A 16,105-nucleotide genomic window follows, 5' to 3' on the forward strand; every position below is an offset into this window, starting at 1 on the left:
CGGCGATCACCCGCCGCGGATGGGGTTTTGTCGAGGGCGGGGGTGGTAGATGCCTCGTGCGACAGGAACATCGGAGGAGGCGACGATGACGCTGGGCGTCTACTCGGAGGTCGGCAAGCTGCGGCGGGTCATGGTCCACCGGCCGGGCCTGGAGCACACCCGGCTGACCCCGTCGAACGCCGAGGAGCTGTTGTTCGACGACGTCTTGTGGGTTCACAGGGCCAAGATGGAGCACGACTCCTTCTGCGAGGTGATGCGCGAGCGCGGCGTGGTGGTCCTGGACACCAGGCAGCTGCTCGCTGAGGCACTCGTCAAGCCGGAGACGAAGGACTGGGTGTGCGCCCACATCGTCAACGAGCGCGAGGTCGGCATCGTCGCCGCGCCCCGGGCGGGGGCCTGGGTCCAGACGGCGGATCCGGCGCTGGTGGCCGAGTTCCTGATCGGCGGCATCACCAGGGCCGACGTCACCCGCGAGTCCGGGCTCGGGTGGGAGTCGGCCGACCCGACGAGCATGCTGCTGCCGCCGCTGCCGAACTTCCTGTTCCAGCGGGACCCCTCGTGCTGGATCCACGAGGGCGTCACGATCAACCCGATGACCAAACCGGCCCGCAAGCCGGAAACCCTGATCATGGAGGCCGTCTACCGGTTCCACCCGATGTTCACCGCCGAGCCGTTCCCGGTCTGGCTGGGCGGCGGTGAGGAGGACTGGGGGCGCGTCCACGTCGAGGGCGGCGACGTGCAGCCGATCGGCAACGGCGCCGTCATGATCGGGATGGGCGAGCGGACGACACCGCACGCGGTGCTGTGGATCGCGCGATCGCTGTTCCGCGCGGAGTCGGCACGGCTCGTGCTCGCGGTGCGCCTGCCGAAGTCGCGCAGCTACATGCACCTCGACACGGTCATCACCATGTGCGACCGCGACCTCGTCACCCTGTTCCCGCACGTGATCGACGGGGCTCGCACGTGGGCGATCCGTCCAGGGGAGTCAGCCGAGGACCTGGTCATCGAAGAACAGCGCGGACCGCTGCCCGAGCACATGGCCAAGGCACTCGGCCTGACCGGTATGCGCACCATCGAGACCGGAGGCGACGCCTTCGGGGCCGAGCGCGAGCAGTGGGACGACGGCAACAACGTGCTCGCGCTCGAACCCGGAGTCGTCATCGCCTACGAGCGCAACACCGCCACCAACACCGCGCTGCGCAAGGCCGGTGTTGAGGTCATCACGATCGAGGGCTTCGAGCTCGGCAGGGGCCGTGGCGGCTCGCACTGCATGACGTGTCCGCTGCAACGCGATCCCGCGTTCTGACCGCACGAGGAGTCCGCTGATGGTGTTCAACCTGACCAACCGCAGCTTCGTCAAAGAGGTCGACTTCGAGCCGGGCGAGCTCCGCTTCCTGCTGCGGCTGGCGGAGGCGCTCAAACTGGCGAAGTACGCCGGGAACGAGGCGCGGCGGCTCAATGGCAAAGAGATCGCGCTCGTCTTCGAGAAGACCTCCACGCGCACCCGCTCGGCCTTCGACGTCGCCGCGTACGACCAGGGAGCGCACGTGACCCACCTGGATCCGTCCAGCACGCAGCTGGGGCACAAGGAATCCATTGTGGACACAGCGGTGGTTCTCGGCCGGATGTTCGACGCGATCGAGTACCGGGGCAGCCGCCAGGCCGATGTCGAAGCGCTGGCCGCTCACGCCGGTGTTCCTGTCTACAACGGACTGACCGACGAGTGGCACCCCACCCAGATGCTCGCCGACTTCCTCACCATGCGCGAGGTCTGTGCCAAGCCGTACGACTCCATCTCCTACGCGTTCGTGGGCGACTGCCGGTTCAACATGGCGCGCTCGACGCTGGTCATGGGTGCGTTGATGGGCAGCGACGTCCGCCTCGCGGGGCCGAACGATCTCCACCCGCCACGGGATGTCATCGATCTCGCGGCGGCTGTCGCCGGCCGCACCGGCGCACGCGTCACCGTCACCGACGACGTCGACGCGGCCGTCTCCGGCGTCGACTTCGTCCACACCGACGTGTGGGTCTCCATGGGCGAGTCCAAGGACGTCTGGGCCGAACGAGTGCGGCTCCTCGCGCCGTACCAGGTGAACACCGAGCTCCTGCGCAGGACCGGGAACCAGGCCGCCAAGTTCATGCACTGCCTGCCGGCGTTCCACGACAAGAACACCACCGTCGGCCGCGAGATCATGGAACACACCGGCATGGACTCCGGGCTGGAGGTGACCGACGACGTCTTCCGGTCCGCCGCCAGCATCGTGTTCGACCAAGCCGAGAACCGGCTGCACACCATCAAGGCGCTTCTCGTCGCCACCCTCGGCTGAGTTGCCTCCTCCCGTGGTGGCCTCGTGCTCACAACGGGTGCGCGAGCCCTCCGGCGAAACCCGCCGCGTCCGCCCCTCATTTCGCGTTGTGGAGCCTTAACGCGTGTCTCGTTCGGATCTCGCCGCGGGCCTCGAAAGTGCTCTTCGGGTGTGGATGAGTTGGTGCGGCGGTTGCTGCCCGGTGAGTTGTGTGGGCACGGTGATCGGTAGGTCTGCGTGGCGGCATCTGCCGCCGTCGTTCGGGTCGCGATGCCGGGTGACCTCGGCTCCCGGGGGTTGATCGACTGGTCCCGGGCGGCGTCGGTGTGTGCGGCCCATCCCGACCGGAGCACGCCCTGTCCTCCCCGGCCGGGGTGTCCACGGCCACCTCGCGCCGAAAACCGAATGGGACATCCTCTGGGCACCCACTCGGCTTTGGCGATAGTGCCTCGTTCGCCGACAGCGAAACAATCAGCGCTCTATTTCACCCCATAGAGCCATGATCACCATTTTTCGGTCAGTAGAATACGAATATGACCCCCGACGAGACCCTCGACGCAATCGAGGACGCCTACCGCGCCGTGAATCACGCGCACGCGGTCCTGGCACGGCATCTCGCCGAATTGGTGGTCAGCACGGATTTCGCGGAATACCCGTATCTCGGGGATGAGGTCGGGGCGTTGTTGTCGATTTCCTCGCGCAAGGCCAGCACCCTGATCAACCACGCCGAGAACCTCGCCTCCCGCCCGGCCGTCCTCGCCGCCCTGGAGGAGGGGCGGATCGACCAGGGCAAGGCCCTGCTGATCGTGGACCAGTTGGAGCCGCTCACGGCTGTGCAGGCGGAGATCGTGGAAGCGGTGTTGATCGAGTACGCCCGCACGCATCACTACAGCCGGATCCGGCAGCACGCCCAACGTCTGATCGCCAAGCTCGACCCGGAGGCGGCGGCGCGGCGGCATGAGGAGAAGAAGCGGACCCGCAGGGTGGAGAAGCTCAACCTGGACGACGCGATGTGTGCGTTGCGGTTCCAGTTCACCGCCCTCCAAGGAGCCCTGGTGTGGGATCGGATCGACCGCATCGCCCGAGGGTTGGGCGATGATGAGCGGACCATGGACCAGCGCCGCGCCGATGTCGCCTTCGACCTGCTGATGGGCAAGGAGACTGGTGCCCCGCAGGGGGAGGTGAAGGTCCTGGTCACCCTCCCGGCGACCACGTTGATGGGGATGGACCAGGAGCCGGGGATGCTCGCCGGGTACGGGCCGATCCCCGCAGACGTGGCGAGGGACATCGCCGCCGGAGGCACCTGGAAGCGGATCCTCACCGACCCCGTGTCTGGGGTGGCGGTGGACGTGGGCCGCACGAACTACCGCCCGTCAGCCGCCCTCGCCGACCTGGTCCGGGCCCGCGATGTCACGTGTGTGGCGATCGGCTGCCGCCAACCGGCCCACCGCTGCGACCTCGACCATTGCGAGCCCTTCGACGGCACCAACACCATCGCGGATGACCTGGGCGCGAAATGCCGACGGCATCATGTGATGAAGCATCACACGCGGTGGAAACGAACCCAGCTGCCCGGCGGTATCCATATCTGGACCACACCGATGGGGAGAACCTATGTTCGGGAGCCGGAGCCGATAGCGGATCCTGCTCCACCGTTTTAAACCCGACCCCGGCTAGCCCGCCACCGTATTAGGTGAGCGGGCTAGCCGAGGTGGCACCCAAGGAAATGCACGCCGGAGTCCGGGAGAATTCCCGGGGGCAACCCGACGGAGTCGGGACGGCAGCACGGCCCTAAAACGCAACCACGGCCCTCAACGCAACCACAGCCTCAGCGCCACTGACCGCACATGATCCGCATCGACGCCACGGCACCCCAAGCACATGCCTGATGTGCTGTCCGCTCGACCTCCCTGGTCGCGCCACCGGCCGTAGGCTCTGCACACGATCTCGGCGAGGGGAAGCGCATGGCGTCATGGCGTGACTTGGTGGGCTACGTCAAGTCCTCGTACCAGGTGATGAAGGAGGAGCCCGACGAAGTCCGGATCCTCTACACCTTCGAGGACAGCGACGACGAACGCGAGCAGGTCGTCGTCCTGTTCCGCGAGGTGCTCGACGGGAAGCACGAATGGGTGCAGATCGTGTCGCCGTGCGGGCTGGTCTCCGACATCCACCTCCAGGGGTTCCTGGAGGAGATCGGGCACACCACGGTGGCGGGCGGCGCGGCGATCATCGGCGAGCACGTGGTCGTGCGGCACTCGCTTCCGCTGGAGAACCTGGACATCAACGAGTTCGAGGACCCGCTCGCCCTGGTGGCGGCCACGGCCGACCAGCTGGAGGAGAAGTTCGTCGGCGGCGACGACTACTGAGAACTGCTGCGGACTGCTGACGGCTCGGCACCGGGCCGTCCAGGTCGGCCGGCGAGCGGCCGACCTGGACGGTCGGATCAGGCGAGGTGGATCAGGCGACGTCGTACCGGTCGAGGTCCATGACCTTGGCCCAGGCGGCGACGAAGTCCTTGACGAACTTCGCCCGCGCGTCGTCGCTGGCGTAGACCTCGGCCAGCGCGCGCAGCTCGGAGTTCGAGCCGAACACGAGGTCGACGCGGCTACCGGTCCACTTGACCTCGCCCGTCGCGCGGTCGCGGCCCTCGAAGGTCTCCGCGTCCGAGCCGGACCCGGAGGTCGCCTTCCACTCCGTGTCCATGTCGAGCAGGTTCACGAAGAAGTCGTTGGTCAGCGACCCCGGCGTCGAGGTGAGGACACCGAGCGAGGACTGCTGGTGGTTGGCGCCGAGGACGCGCAGACCACCCACGAGGACGGTCATCTCGGGCGCGCTCAGGGTCAGCAGGTTCGCGCGGTCGACCAGCAGGAACTCGGCGGGCAGCCGGTGACCCTTGCCCCGGTAGTTGCGGAACCCGTCGGCGGTCGGTTCGAGCGCCGCGAAGGACTCGACGTCCGTCTGCTCCTGCGAGGCGTCCGCGCGTCCCGGGGTGAACGGGACCTGGACCTCGTGGCCGCCGGTCTTGGCCGCCCGCTCCACGGCGGCGGCCCCGCCGAGCACGATGAGGTCGGCGAGCGAGACCCGCTTGCCCCCGGTCTGGGAGCCGTTGAACTCCTCCTGGATGCCCTCCAGGGTGCGCAGCACGGTCGCCAGCACGTCGGGCTCGTTGACCTCCCACGTCCGCTGGGGCTCCAGGCGGATGCGCGCGCCGTTCGCCCCGCCGCGCTTGTCGCTGCCGCGGAAGGTTGACGCCGACGCCCACGCGGTGGAGACGAGCTGCGCGACCGACAGGCCGGAGTCGAGGATCTTGGCCTTGAGCGCGGCCACGTCGTCGGCGTCGACCAGCTCGTGCGTCACCTCGGGGATGACGTCCTGCCACAGCAGCTTCTCCTGCGGCACCAGGGGCCCGAGGTAGCGCTGGAGCGGGCCCATGTCGCGGTGGGTCAGCTTGAACCACGCGCGGGCGAAGGCGTCAGCGAACTGGTCCGGGTTCTGGTGGAAGCGCCGCGAGATGGGCTCGTAGATCGGGTCGAACCGCAGCGCCAGGTCGGTGGTCAGCATCGTCGGCGGGCGGGACAGCGAGCCGTCCTCGGGGTCCGGAACGGTGTTGGCGCCCGCGCCGTCCTTCGGCTGCCACTGGTGGGCTCCCGCGGGGCTCTTGGTCAGCTCCCACTCGTAGCCGAAGAGGTTGTCGAAGAAGCCGTTGCCCCACCGGGTCGGCGTGGACGTCCAGGTGACCTCCAGGCCACTGGTGATCGCGTCCCGGCCCTTGCCGGAGCCGAAGGTGTTGCGCCAGCCGAGGCCCTGCTCCTCAAGGGGAGCGCCCTCGGGCTCGGGGCCGACGTGCTCGTCCGGTGAGGCCGCGCCGTGGGCCTTGCCGAAGGTGTGCCCGCCCGCGATCAGCGCGACGGTCTCCTCGTCGTTCATGGCCATCCGCCCGAAGGTGTCGCGGATGTCGCGGGCCGCGGCGAGCGGGTCCGGGTTGCCGTTCGGGCCTTCCGGGTTGACGTAGATGAGGCCCATCTGCACCGCGGCGAGGGGGTTCTCCAGGTCCCGCTCACCGGAGTAGCGCTCGTCGCCGAGCCAGGTGCGCTCGGGACCCCAGTAGACGTCCTGGTCCGGCTCCCAGACGTCCGCCCGGCCCCCGGCGAAGCCGAAGGTCTTCAGGCCCATCGTCTCCAGGGCGCGGTTGCCCGCGAAGATCATCAGGTCGGCCCAGGAGATCTTGCGGCCGTACTTCTTCTTGACCGGCCACAGCAGGCGGCGGGCCTTGTCCAGGTTCCCGTTGTCCGGCCAGCTGTTCAGCGGCGCGAAGCGCTGCATGCCCGCGCCGGCGCCGCCGCGGCCGTCCTGGACGCGGTACGTGCCCGCGCTGTGCCAGGCCATCCGGATCATGAACGGCCCGTAGTGGCCGAAGTCGGCCGGCCACCACTCCTGCGAGGTCGTCAGCACCTCGTCGACGTCCTTGGCCAGGGCGTCGAGGTCGAGGGAGCTGAACTCCGCCGCGTAGTCGAACTCCTCGCCCATGGGGTTGGCCACGGCGGGGTGCTTGCGCAGGATCGACAGGTTGAGCTGGTTCGGCCACCAGTCACGGTTGCTCCCACCCTCGGTGGGGTGGCTGAAGCGGCCGGTCGAGACCGGGCACCCGCCCGCGGCCTCCTTACTCATCTCTCCAACAACGGCGTCTGGGCTGTCAGCCACGGGAATCCTTCCGAGATCAGAGCAGTGTTCAGGAACTGGTTGTGGTGGAGCAGCCGGGGCACAGGCCCCAGTAGATGACCTCGGCCTCGTCGATGGCGAAGCCGTGGTGGTCCGAGGCGGTCAGGCAGGGCGCGGTGCCGACGGCGCAGTCCACGTCCGCGATGGCGCCGCACGACCGGCACACGACGTGGTGGTGGTTGTCGCCGACCCGTGCCTCGTAGCGCGCCACAGAGCCCGGCGGCTCGATGCGTCGCAGCAGTCCGGCCCCGGTCAGCGCGCGCAGGACGTCGTAAACGGCCTGGTGGGACACGCCGCCGAGATCCTCGCGCACGGCGCTGATGATCGAGTCCGTGTCGGCGTGCGGGTGGTCGTGCACGGCGGAGAGCACCGCTAACCGAGGACGCGTCACCCGCAGGGCGGCCCCACGCAACATGCGCTCGAAGTCCGAAGTCGTGGGCACAGCCGAAGGTTACCCGTTTTCTGGAATGAATCAAGATGACGAGGCCGGCACCCCCCGACCGGGGTGGGGCGGGGCTTGCCCGCGAGGGGGTGTCATGTTTCCATGACGACAGTCGAGAATGCGATATAGAGCCGACCCGGCCGCATCCGCGTCCGCTTCCGAGGGAGGCCGTACGCCATGACCACCGAACAGCACACCGACGCCCTCGACCTCACGGCCGTGCCCGTGGTCACCCGCCGCGGGCAGGAGCACACCGGCACCGGCCAGTCCGGTGGCGCCGTCCGGGTCTCCGGGGTGTCCCCGCAGCACACTCCCGCGACGAGGATCTGGTTCGGCAGGGTGAGCAACGAACCCGGCTACCGCTCCCTGCCCCACCACCACGGCGAGGCGGAGACCGGCGGCTACGTCCTGACCGGCACGGCGCGCATCTACTTCGGCGAGGGCTACCGGCAGTACCTCGACATGTCCGAGGGCGACTTCGTGTTCGTCCCGCCGTTCATGCCCCACGTCGAAGCCAACATGAGCACCACGGAAGAGCTCGTGTGGCTGACCTGCCGCACCCCGGACAACATCGTCGTCAACCTTCCCGAGGTCGACGACGCCAGTCTCGCCGGGTTCCGGAGGGCGTGACACCGGACTACCGCGACGGTTTCCAGCGCACGTGGACCTGCTGGTCGTCGTCGGGCCGCGCCAGCGACAGCCGGGGGCGCACCGCGTCGGTCCGCGAGGCCGGGGGCCGGCGTCTGCCCGCCTGGAACTGCGACGGCCAGTCCGCCGCCGGGCCTCGGTACTCCTGCTCGGCCGCCGCGTGCAATGTCCACTGTGGATCGTAGAGGTGCGTCCGGCCGAGCGCGCACAGATCGGCCCGGCCCGCGAGCAGGATGGAGTTCACGTCGTCGTAGGAGGCGATCGCGCCGACGGCGATCACCGCCGCACCGCGGGCCGCCGCGACCTCGTGGCGGATCCGGTCGGCGAACGGCGTCTGGTAGGAGCGCCCGTACGCCGGGCGCTCGTCCTTGGTGACCTGCCCCGAGGAGACGTCGATCGCGTCCGCTCCGTGGTCGATGAACGCGCGTGCGATCTCCACGGCATCGTGCTCGGTGTTGCCGTCCGGGGCCCAGTCGGTCGCTGAGATGCGCACGATCATCGGCCGGTCCTCGGGCCAGGTGGCGCGCACCCCGTCGAACACTTCGAGTGGAAACCGGAGCCGGTTCCCCAGCGGCCCGCCGAACTCGTCGGTGCGCCGGTTCGCGATCGGCGAGAGGAACGACGACAACAGGTACCCGTGCGCGCAATGCAGTTCGAGGAGGTCGAAACCGGCGTCGGCGCCCCGCCGCGCCGCGCCGACGAAGTCGGCGACGATCCGGTCCATGTCGGCACGGGTGACTTCGCGGGGGACCGCCGAACCGGACCCGTAGGGAACCGGCGACGGGCCGACGACCTCCCAGTTGCCCTCGGGCAGGGGATCGTCCATGCCCTCCCACATGAGCCGGGTCGAGCCCTTCCGTCCCGCGTGTCCGAGCTGGAGCCCGATCCGCGCGGAGCTCCGCTCGTGGACGAAGGACACGATCCTCGCCCAGGAGTCGCGCTGCTCGTCGGTCCACAGTCCCGTGCAGCCGGGGGTGATGCGAGCTTCGGGGGAGACGCAGACCATCTCGGTCATCACCAGCGCGGCGCCGCCCATGGCCTTGGAGCCGAGATGGACCAGGTGGAAGTCGCCCGGCACGCCCTCCACGGCGGAGTACATGTCCATCGCGGACACGATGACCCGGTTCTTCAACGCCATCCGGCCGAGTCGGAAGGGCTGGAACATCGCAGGCGCGACCTCGCCGAGGCCCTGGGACCCGGCGAACGCTGAGTCGACGCGGTCGGCGAACTCGGCATCGCGGGCACGGAGGTTCGTGGAGGTGATGCGACGTGACCGCGTGAGCAGGTTGAAGCAGAACTGGGTCGGTTCCTGGCGGACGTACATGCCGATGTTCTCGAACCACTCCAGGGAGGCTTGAGCCGCGCGCTGGGTCGACTCGACGACCGGGCGCCGCTCGGCCTCGTAGGCGCACAACGCCGACTCGATGTCCGGGTGCTCGTGCAGGCACGCCGCGAGGGCGAGCGAGTCCTCCATAGCCAGCTTCGTCCCGGAGCCGATCGAGAAGTGCGCGGTGTGCGCGGCATCGCCCACGAGGACGAGGTTCCCGTCGCGCCACCGCTCGTTTCGCACGGTGGTGAAGTTGATCCACTTGGAGTTGTTGGCGTACAAGCGATGTCCCGCGAGGTCGTCGGCGAAGAGCTCGCGGATTCGGTGGATGGACTGCTCGGCGGTTCCGGTGGTGTCGAAACCGGCGCGGCACCAGACGTCCTCGTGCATCTCGACGATGAACGTGGAGCCGCTGTCGGAGTAGGGGTAGGCGTGGGCCTGCACGATTCCCCACGGTGTCTGCTTGATGAAGAACTGGAAGGCTTCGAACACGCGGTCCGTGCCGAGCCACGTGTACTTGTTGTGCCGACGGTCCAGTGTTGGACGGAAGACGTCTTCGTGGGCGGCGCGGATCTGGGAGTTGAGCCCGTCGGCGCCGACCACGAGGTCGTGGGAGCGGCGGAGGTCGTCGACGTCCGGGGCGAGCGTCGAGAAGTGCACGGTGACGCCGAGGGCGTGGCAGCGTTCCTGCAACAGGTGGAGCAGCTCTTTGCGGCTCATCGCGGCGAAACCCTGGCCGCCCACGGTGTGGGTCTCTCCCCGGAAGTGGATGTCGATGTCCGTCCACCGCGCGAACCGGCTGGCCATGGCCTCGGCGAACACCGTGTCGGCGTTCTCGATGCCACCGAGCGTCTCGTCGGAGAACACCACGCCGAAGCCGAAGGTGTCGTCGGGCGCGTTGCGTTCCCACACGGTGATCTCGTGTGCCGGGTCGAGTTGCTTTGTCAGCGCGGCGAAGTAGAGCCCGCCGGGGCCACCGCCGACGATCGCGATCCTCAACGACCTGCCTCCCGCTCGTCCTCGGCGATCTCGCGCAGCGCGAAGTGCTGGACCTTGCCGTTGGCGTTGCGCGGCAAGGAGTCGCGGAACCACACGTGGCGCGGGTACTTGTAGGGGGCCAGGATCCGCTTGACGTGGTCCTGGATTTCCTTGGCCTTCGCGGCGTCCGCCAGTACTCCTTCGCGAAGCACGACGAAGGCGCACACCACCGAACCGCGCTCCGGGTCGGTGCGGCCGACGACCGCAACCTCCAACACGTCCGGATGCGTCTCGACGGCAGCCTCGACCTCGGGTCCGCCGATGTTGTAGCCCGAGGAGACGATCATGCCGTCGGTGCGTGCCTGGAAGAAGAAGTAGCCGTCGTCGTCCCTGACGAACACGTCCCCGGTGACGTTCCAGCCGTTGACGACGTAGTCCTCCTGGCGCTCGTCGTCGAGGTAGCGGCAGCCGACGGGGCCGATGACGCCGAGCCGCCCCGCCTCGCCCGGTCCGAGCTCGGTGCCGTCGGGCCCGAGAACGGCGGCCCGGTACCCCGGCACCGGTTTCCCGGTCGCGCCGGGCCGGATGTCGTCACCGGCGGCGGAGATGAAGATGTGCAGCAGCTCGGTGGCGCCGATGCCGTCGATGATCCTGATGCCGAGCCGGTCCCGGAACTGCTCCCACGTGTGCCTGGGGATGTGCTCACCGGCCGACACCGCGACTCGCAGGCCCGCGAGCTTGTGTTCCTGCTTCTCGCGCAGGATCGCCTTGTACGCCGTTGGCGCGGTGGCCAGCGCGGTGACGCCCTCCGCGCTGACGATGTCCGCGAGCTGCCGTGGCGTTGTCCTCTCGGTCAGCAGGGCGCAGGCACCGGCCCGCAGCGGGAAGACGATGAGCATGCCGAGACCGAAGGTGAAGGCGAACGGCGCGGAGCAGGCCACCAGGTCGTCGGGTGCCAGCCGCAACACCGGACGGCCGAAGGTGGTGTCGATGGAGAGGATGTCGCGGTGGAAGTGCATCGTGATCTTCGGGACACCGGTGCTGCCGGAGGTCGGGCCGAGCAGTGCCACGTCGTCCGCTGCGGTCTCCACATCGGTGAACGCACCGGACTTCGCAGTGGCGCGGCCGATGAGATCGTTGTGCTCCACGACAGTCAGCGCCGGCAGCGTCGAGTCCCGGACGGCGTAGACCTCTTGGGAGAAGCGGGAATCGACCAGCGCTATCGACGGCAGTGTCCGCTCGGCGACGGGAATGATCTCGCGAGCGCGCAGCGCGGCCATCGTCGTCACGACGACACCGCCCGCCTTGAGCACGCCGAGCCAGGCCGCCACCGTCCACGGCGTGTTGGGGGAGCGCAGCATCACGCGCTGTCCCGCGACCAGGCCGAGGTCCTCGGTCAGCACCTGAGCGACCTGGTTCGCCCGTGTGCGCAACAGGCCGTAGGACCAGGACTCGCCGCCCGGTGTGCGTAGAGCCGGCCAGTCCGCACCGAAGGTCGAGGCAGCGACGTCGATGAGCTCGGTCGCCGCGTTGAGCCGGTCCGGGTAGCGCAGTTCGGGCGTGGTGAACTCGATGGTGGGCCACAGGTGTTCGGGGGGTAAGTGGTCTCTGGCGAAGGTGTCCACGTGCGCTGAGGGTGAAAGGGGCAACGGAGGAGTCCTTCCGGGAGCCGCCGGGCACCGGGGCGGGTGGTCAGCAGACGCGGATCATTCCCTCTTGGACGACAGTGGCCAGGTGGCGGTGATCGCGGGTGAAGAAGCTCCCGGCGCACATGCCACGGCCGGAGTCGGCGGCGACCGCGTCCTGGACGTAGAGGAGCCAGTCGCCGACCGGCTCCGGACGGTGGAACCACATGGCGTGGTCGAGACTGGCGGTGACCAGACCGGGCTTGGCCCAGGGCAGGCCGAGCACCCGCAGGACGGGTTCGAGGATCGTGTAGTCGCAGACGTAGGCGAGCGCGGCCAGGTCCCGCTGAGCGTCACTGAGCCCCTCGACGGGGCGCAGCGCGTCGAACGGCTTCACCCACACCGCCTGGTGCGGTGCTCGCTTGCCTTCGACGGTGAGGTAGACCGGGCCGGGAACGTGGCGCATGTCGAAACTGCGGCCCCCGGCCCAGTACGCCTTCGACGTCTCCGTCATCGAGCCGCCGCTGCGGTCGGCGAGATACGTCGCGGAGCTGGGCAGTTCCTCGGGACCGGGGACGTCGTCGGTGAACGCGGTCAGGAAGGTCGCTCCGGGCTCTCCGGCGGCGAAGTTGGCCAGGCAGACGTAGACCGGCTTGCCGTTCTGGTAGCCGCGCACCTGCCTGGTGCTGTAGCCGCGTCCGTTGCGCAGCAGTTCGACCTCGTAGCGCACCTGCGCGCCGATGTCCGCGGGCCGGAGGAAGTAGCTGTGCATCGAGTGCAAGGTCTTGCCGTCGGTCACCGACCGCATGGCCGCCGCCGCTGCCTGGGCCACCAGGTCGCCGCCGTAGGCCTTGGGCCAGGGGCAGGGCTGGGTGGTCGCGGTGAAGGCGAGGTCGAAGCGCTCGGGCTCCGCGGGCGTCAGCGTGACAGCCGCGGTGAACACCGCCGAGGTGGGATCCGCGCCGCCGTCGGGACGGTACGTGCTGAGGTCGGGCTCCACGAGGTCGCTCCGTTCCGGTCGTGAGTGATCAGGACCAGCCTCACAGCTATATCGCATTGTTCACGCCCGTCAGATAAAGTCAATAAGAACGGGTCGCGAGGCGCCCGTCCGGCTCGGCTGGAGGCCGCATGTCACCGATCGCCGTGAACCCGCGCGCGCTTCCGGCCCCGCGCGGCTACTCGCACGGAACCCTTGTGGGGAACACGCTTCACCTCGGTGGGCAGACCGCGCTCGACGCCGACATGCGCATCGTTCCCGGTGGCGTCGTCGAGCAGTTCCGCCAGGCGTTCGGCAACGTGCTGACCACGCTTCGAGAGGTGGGGGGCGAGCCCGAGGACCTCGTCAGCGTGACCATCTACCTCACCGACATCCCCGACTACCAGGCGCACGGCAAGGAGATCGGCCGGGTCTGGCGCGAGCTGGCCGGTCCCGTCTACCCGGCGATGGCCGGGATCGGGTGCACCGCGCTGTGGCAGCCCGATGCGGTGATCGAGATCCTCGGGGTGGCCGTGATCCCCGAACACCGGCTCCGCGTGCCGTAGCTACGGCTGTGTTGGATCGCCGTTGGCGCGTTTCCCGTGGAGGACCTTCATGGCGTGCATCTGGGCCAGCGGAGCCAAGGTCGCGTTCAGGTCGGCGAAGAGGTCGCCCGCGGTGACCCCGTTCCAGTCGGCCGGCAGCAACGACAGGGGGAGCCCCGGGTCGCGGTAGGGGAGCTGCCGCCAGCGGGTGAGCATCGGGACGTAGATCTGGAACGCCTCCCGCGGAGTCGTGCCGTCGGCCGACACCCGGTGCCGCACGGGTTCGTAGCGCCGCAGGAAGTCCGCGTACAGCTGGGTCAGCTCGTCCAGGTCCCACCACGCGCGCACCTTCGAGCGCACGTCGTCGAAGGCGAAGTGCTGGCCGGTGAAGATGTCCACGTACTCGGACAACTCCCTGCGCTGCAGGGTGTCCCGCGCTTCCCGCGCCAGGTTCTCCGGAGCGATCCACACGCCCGGCGCCGTCGTGCCGAACCCCAGGCGGATGAGGCTGGCCCGCAGGGCGTGCCGCTTCTCCCGCTCGGACTCGGGAACGGAGAACACCACCAGGACCCATCCGTCCCGCTCCGTCGCGCGGGTGCGCTCGAAGATCCGGACGTCACCCTCGGCGAGGACCTCCAGGGTCGGGGCGGAGAGCGCGTAGCCCGCGATGCCCGCGAGGCGTCGGCTGTCGAGCACCCCGCGTCGCTTCAGGCGGGAGATCGAGGAGCGCGCGGGCTGGCTCTCGATCCCCAGGTCCGCCATCAGCGCCACCACGGCGGCGACGGAGAGCCAGTTGCCCTCGGCCCGCGCGTACAGGCCGAAGATCGTGATGATCAGCTGCGCGAAGCGGCTGTCCCGGCCACCCGCGAGGCCAGCGGGTGACTGGGGCTCTGCGGTCATGACAGCACCATACGTCAGCGATCTCGGTCGTGATCATGGGCTTGCGCTCTGGCGACCGCCCTTTCCCGGACAGGGTGACAAAACGTGAAAAACCCCATCGCACCAGTCACATTGCGGTACGGCGGGCGCCCTGTTCTCAACCGGTCCCGGTGGCGGTCACCCACGAGAAGGTCGAGTGCTCTTCGTGCTCCGCCGCCGTGGGTTCCGGACAGGGCTGCTGTGCAACGGAAATCCGGTTCCCGAGCGTGCTGGCCGGGCGCGGTGAAGCCCGCTCGCAGTGGGCGAAGACACTCCACAGTGGACAGTCCGGTTCGGTGGGTGGTCGCGCTGGCGTCCAGTGCGTGGTGTGGGCGTCGCTCCAGCGGGTAGGCAAGCAGCCAGGCCAGGGTTCACGCGGAAAGGGCATCCGGTATGGGCGCGGAAGACTCCTCCTCGGAACATCGCGACCGGGGCAGGCACTCCCGGGGCGAGCCCGGCCACCACCACCTGGTCGGCCAGCCCCATCGCGAGCGGGAGGAAGGACCGATCTCCGAGGCCGAGGCGACGGCCTCGGAGATCAGCAGCCCGCGGCGACCGCTCGGCGAGCTCGGCACACCGCTCAACCGCCGGACCCCGTTCCTGGTCGGCCTGTTCGGCGCCGCCGGTGTCGGGGTCACCTACGTGCTGGCCCAGGGCGTGGTCGAGGCCAGGCACATGCTGCTGCTGATCGGGCTGGCGCTGTTCATCGCCGTCGGACTGGAACCGGCGGTGTCCTGGTTGGCCGCGCGCCGCCTGCCCCGCTGGGCGGCCGTCACCGCCGTCCTGCTGGCCCTGGTGGGCCTGGTGGGCGGGTTCCTCGCGGTCGCGATCCCGGTCGTCGTCGACCAGGCCAGGTCCCTGGGCCACTGGCTGCCCGGCACGCTGCGCGGCCTGTGGGACCCCGGCTCCTGGCTCGGTCGGCTGGTCGAGCGGTTCCACCTCGACCAGGAGGTCCAGCGCCTGCTGGGGAACCAGTCGCACACCCTGGTGGAGGGCGCGCTCGGCGTCGGCCGGGCGGTGTTCGGGGCGGTGGGCGACACCCTCGTCGCCGCGGTGCTCGTCATCTACTTCCTCGCCGACCTGCCGCGCATCCGGCAGGGGCTCTACCGGCTGGTGCCGCACTCCCGCAGGCCGCGGGCGATCCTGCTCGGCGACGAGATCTTCGCCAAGGTCGGCGGCTACATGCTGGGCAACCTCGCCATCTCGCTCATCGCGGGCACCGCGGCGCTCGTCTGGCTGATGATCTTCGACGTGCCCTACGCGTTGCTGCTGGCCATCGCCTTCGCCCTGCTCGACCTGATCCCCGTCGTCGGCTCCACCCTCGGCGCGGTCATCGTCTGCCTGGTGGCCTTCACCGTGTCCGTCCCGGTCGGGCTGGCCACCATCGGGTTCATGATCGCCTACCGGGTGGCCGAGGACTACCTGCTCGTCCCGCGCATCATCGGCAGGGTGGTGGACGTCCCCGCCCTGGTCACCATCGTCGCCGTGCTGCTGGGCGGTGCCCTGCTCGGTGTCGTCGGCGCCCTGGTCGCCATCCCCGTCGCCGCCGCGATCCTGCTCGTCCTGCGCGAGGTCACCTTCCCCCGCCTCGACCGCTCCTGAGCAGGTCATCCCGCCGTGA

At 69.3% G+C, this 16,105-nt stretch carries 13 protein-coding genes; 7 read left to right on the forward strand and 6 right to left on the reverse strand.

From position 1 onward, the window contains the following. Positions 1-85 precede the first annotated feature (85 nt). The 4 genes from ACFFQA_RS33985 (at position 86) to ACFFQA_RS34000 (ending at position 4,672) form a co-directional block, all read left to right on the forward strand. The gene (locus ACFFQA_RS33985; RefSeq protein ID WP_377861210.1) at positions 86-1,306 is read left to right on the forward strand and encodes an arginine deiminase; all 1,221 of its coding nucleotides are present in this window, start codon (positions 86-88) and stop codon (positions 1,304-1,306) included. A 19-nt stretch (positions 1,307-1,325) separates the two neighbouring features. After that, on the forward strand, positions 1,326-2,327 hold the full coding sequence (gene argF / locus ACFFQA_RS33990; RefSeq protein ID WP_377861211.1) for an ornithine carbamoyltransferase: 1,002 nt from the start codon (positions 1,326-1,328) through the stop codon (positions 2,325-2,327). Between the two features lie 512 nt (positions 2,328-2,839). Further along, positions 2,840-3,967 carry an HNH endonuclease signature motif containing protein gene (locus tag ACFFQA_RS33995; RefSeq protein ID WP_377861213.1) on the forward strand — a complete coding sequence of 376 codons (1,128 nt, stop codon included), beginning with the start codon at positions 2,840-2,842 and terminating at the stop codon, positions 3,965-3,967. A gap of 303 nt (positions 3,968-4,270) precedes the next feature. After that, the gene (locus ACFFQA_RS34000; RefSeq protein WP_377861215.1) at positions 4,271-4,672 is read left to right on the forward strand and encodes a type III secretion system chaperone family protein; all 402 of its coding nucleotides are present in this window, start codon (positions 4,271-4,273) and stop codon (positions 4,670-4,672) included. A gap of 91 nt (positions 4,673-4,763) precedes the next feature. On the opposite strand, the gene katG is transcribed toward ACFFQA_RS34000, so the two are convergent. Then, positions 4,764-7,007, reverse strand: coding sequence for a catalase/peroxidase HPI (katG, locus tag ACFFQA_RS34005; RefSeq protein WP_377861217.1), 2,244 nt, complete (start codon positions 7,005-7,007; stop codon positions 4,764-4,766). 28 nt (positions 7,008-7,035) lie between these two features. Beyond that, positions 7,036-7,467, reverse strand: coding sequence for a Fur family transcriptional regulator (locus ACFFQA_RS34010; RefSeq protein ID WP_377861219.1), 432 nt, complete (start codon positions 7,465-7,467; stop codon positions 7,036-7,038). A 177-nt stretch (positions 7,468-7,644) separates the two neighbouring features. Between ACFFQA_RS34010 and ACFFQA_RS34015 the strand changes: the two genes are divergently transcribed. Further along, a complete protein-coding gene (locus ACFFQA_RS34015; protein WP_377861221.1) occupies positions 7,645-8,097 on the forward strand; it encodes a cupin domain-containing protein in 453 nt (150 codons plus the stop codon). Positions 8,098-8,104: 7 nt separating this feature from the next. On the opposite strand, the gene ACFFQA_RS34020 is transcribed toward ACFFQA_RS34015, so the two are convergent. The 3 genes from ACFFQA_RS34020 to ACFFQA_RS34030 all read right to left on the reverse strand — a co-directional run bounded on the left by ACFFQA_RS34020 (position 8,105) and on the right by ACFFQA_RS34030 (position 13,045). Continuing rightward, positions 8,105-10,441 (reverse strand): bifunctional salicylyl-CoA 5-hydroxylase/oxidoreductase, encoded by a 2,337-nt coding sequence (locus ACFFQA_RS34020; RefSeq protein ID WP_377861223.1) that lies wholly within the window; start codon positions 10,439-10,441, stop codon positions 8,105-8,107. Continuing rightward, a complete protein-coding gene (locus tag ACFFQA_RS34025; protein WP_377861225.1) occupies positions 10,438-12,045 on the reverse strand; it encodes an AMP-binding protein in 1,608 nt (535 codons plus the stop codon). Before ACFFQA_RS34025 ends, ACFFQA_RS34020 begins: the two co-directional genes overlap by 4 nt. Positions 12,046-12,112: 67 nt before the next feature. Then, positions 12,113-13,045, reverse strand: coding sequence for an acyl-CoA thioesterase (locus ACFFQA_RS34030; protein WP_377861227.1), 933 nt, complete (start codon positions 13,043-13,045; stop codon positions 12,113-12,115). Between the two features lie 128 nt (positions 13,046-13,173). On the opposite strand from ACFFQA_RS34030, the gene ACFFQA_RS34035 reads away from it, so the two are divergent. Next, positions 13,174-13,587 carry a RidA family protein gene (locus ACFFQA_RS34035; RefSeq protein WP_377861229.1) on the forward strand — a complete coding sequence of 138 codons (414 nt, stop codon included), beginning with the start codon at positions 13,174-13,176 and terminating at the stop codon, positions 13,585-13,587. Here the strand turns inward: ACFFQA_RS34035 and ACFFQA_RS34040 are convergent, their stop codons facing one another. Beyond that, entirely contained in the window at positions 13,588-14,466 is an 879-nt protein-coding gene (locus ACFFQA_RS34040; RefSeq protein ID WP_377861231.1) for a PaaX family transcriptional regulator, read from the reverse strand. Positions 14,467-14,877: 411 nt separating this feature from the next. Here ACFFQA_RS34040 and ACFFQA_RS34045 point away from each other — a divergent pair, with 411 nt between their 5' ends. Further along, positions 14,878-16,086, forward strand: a complete 1,209-nt coding sequence (locus tag ACFFQA_RS34045; RefSeq protein ID WP_377861233.1) for an AI-2E family transporter — start codon at positions 14,878-14,880, stop codon at positions 16,084-16,086. Positions 16,087-16,105 lie beyond the last annotated feature (19 nt).

Source organism: Allokutzneria oryzae (genome assembly GCF_042429765.1).
GTDB lineage: Bacteria > Actinomycetota > Actinomycetes > Mycobacteriales > Pseudonocardiaceae > Allokutzneria > Allokutzneria oryzae.

Bases quoted from the DNA above. Each gene is read 5' to 3' on its own strand.
- ACFFQA_RS33985 (WP_377861210.1), top strand. From the start codon at position 86: ATGACGCTGGGCGTCTACTCGGAGGTCGGCAAGCTGCGGCGGGTCATG.
- argF (WP_377861211.1), top strand. From the start codon at position 1,326: ATGGTGTTCAACCTGACCAACCGCAGCTTCGTCAAAGAGGTCGACTTC.
- ACFFQA_RS33995 (WP_377861213.1), top strand. From the start codon at position 2,840: ATGACCCCCGACGAGACCCTCGACGCAATCGAGGACGCCTACCGCGCC.
- ACFFQA_RS34000 (WP_377861215.1), top strand. From the start codon at position 4,271: ATGGCGTCATGGCGTGACTTGGTGGGCTACGTCAAGTCCTCGTACCAG.
- ACFFQA_RS34015 (WP_377861221.1), top strand. From the start codon at position 7,645: ATGACCACCGAACAGCACACCGACGCCCTCGACCTCACGGCCGTGCCC.
- ACFFQA_RS34035 (WP_377861229.1), top strand. From the start codon at position 13,174: ATGTCACCGATCGCCGTGAACCCGCGCGCGCTTCCGGCCCCGCGCGGC.
- ACFFQA_RS34040 (WP_377861231.1), bottom strand. From the start codon at position 14,466: ATGACCGCAGAGCCCCAGTCACCCGCTGGCCTCGCGGGTGGCCGGGAC.
- ACFFQA_RS34045 (WP_377861233.1), top strand. From the start codon at position 14,878: ATGGGCGCGGAAGACTCCTCCTCGGAACATCGCGACCGGGGCAGGCAC.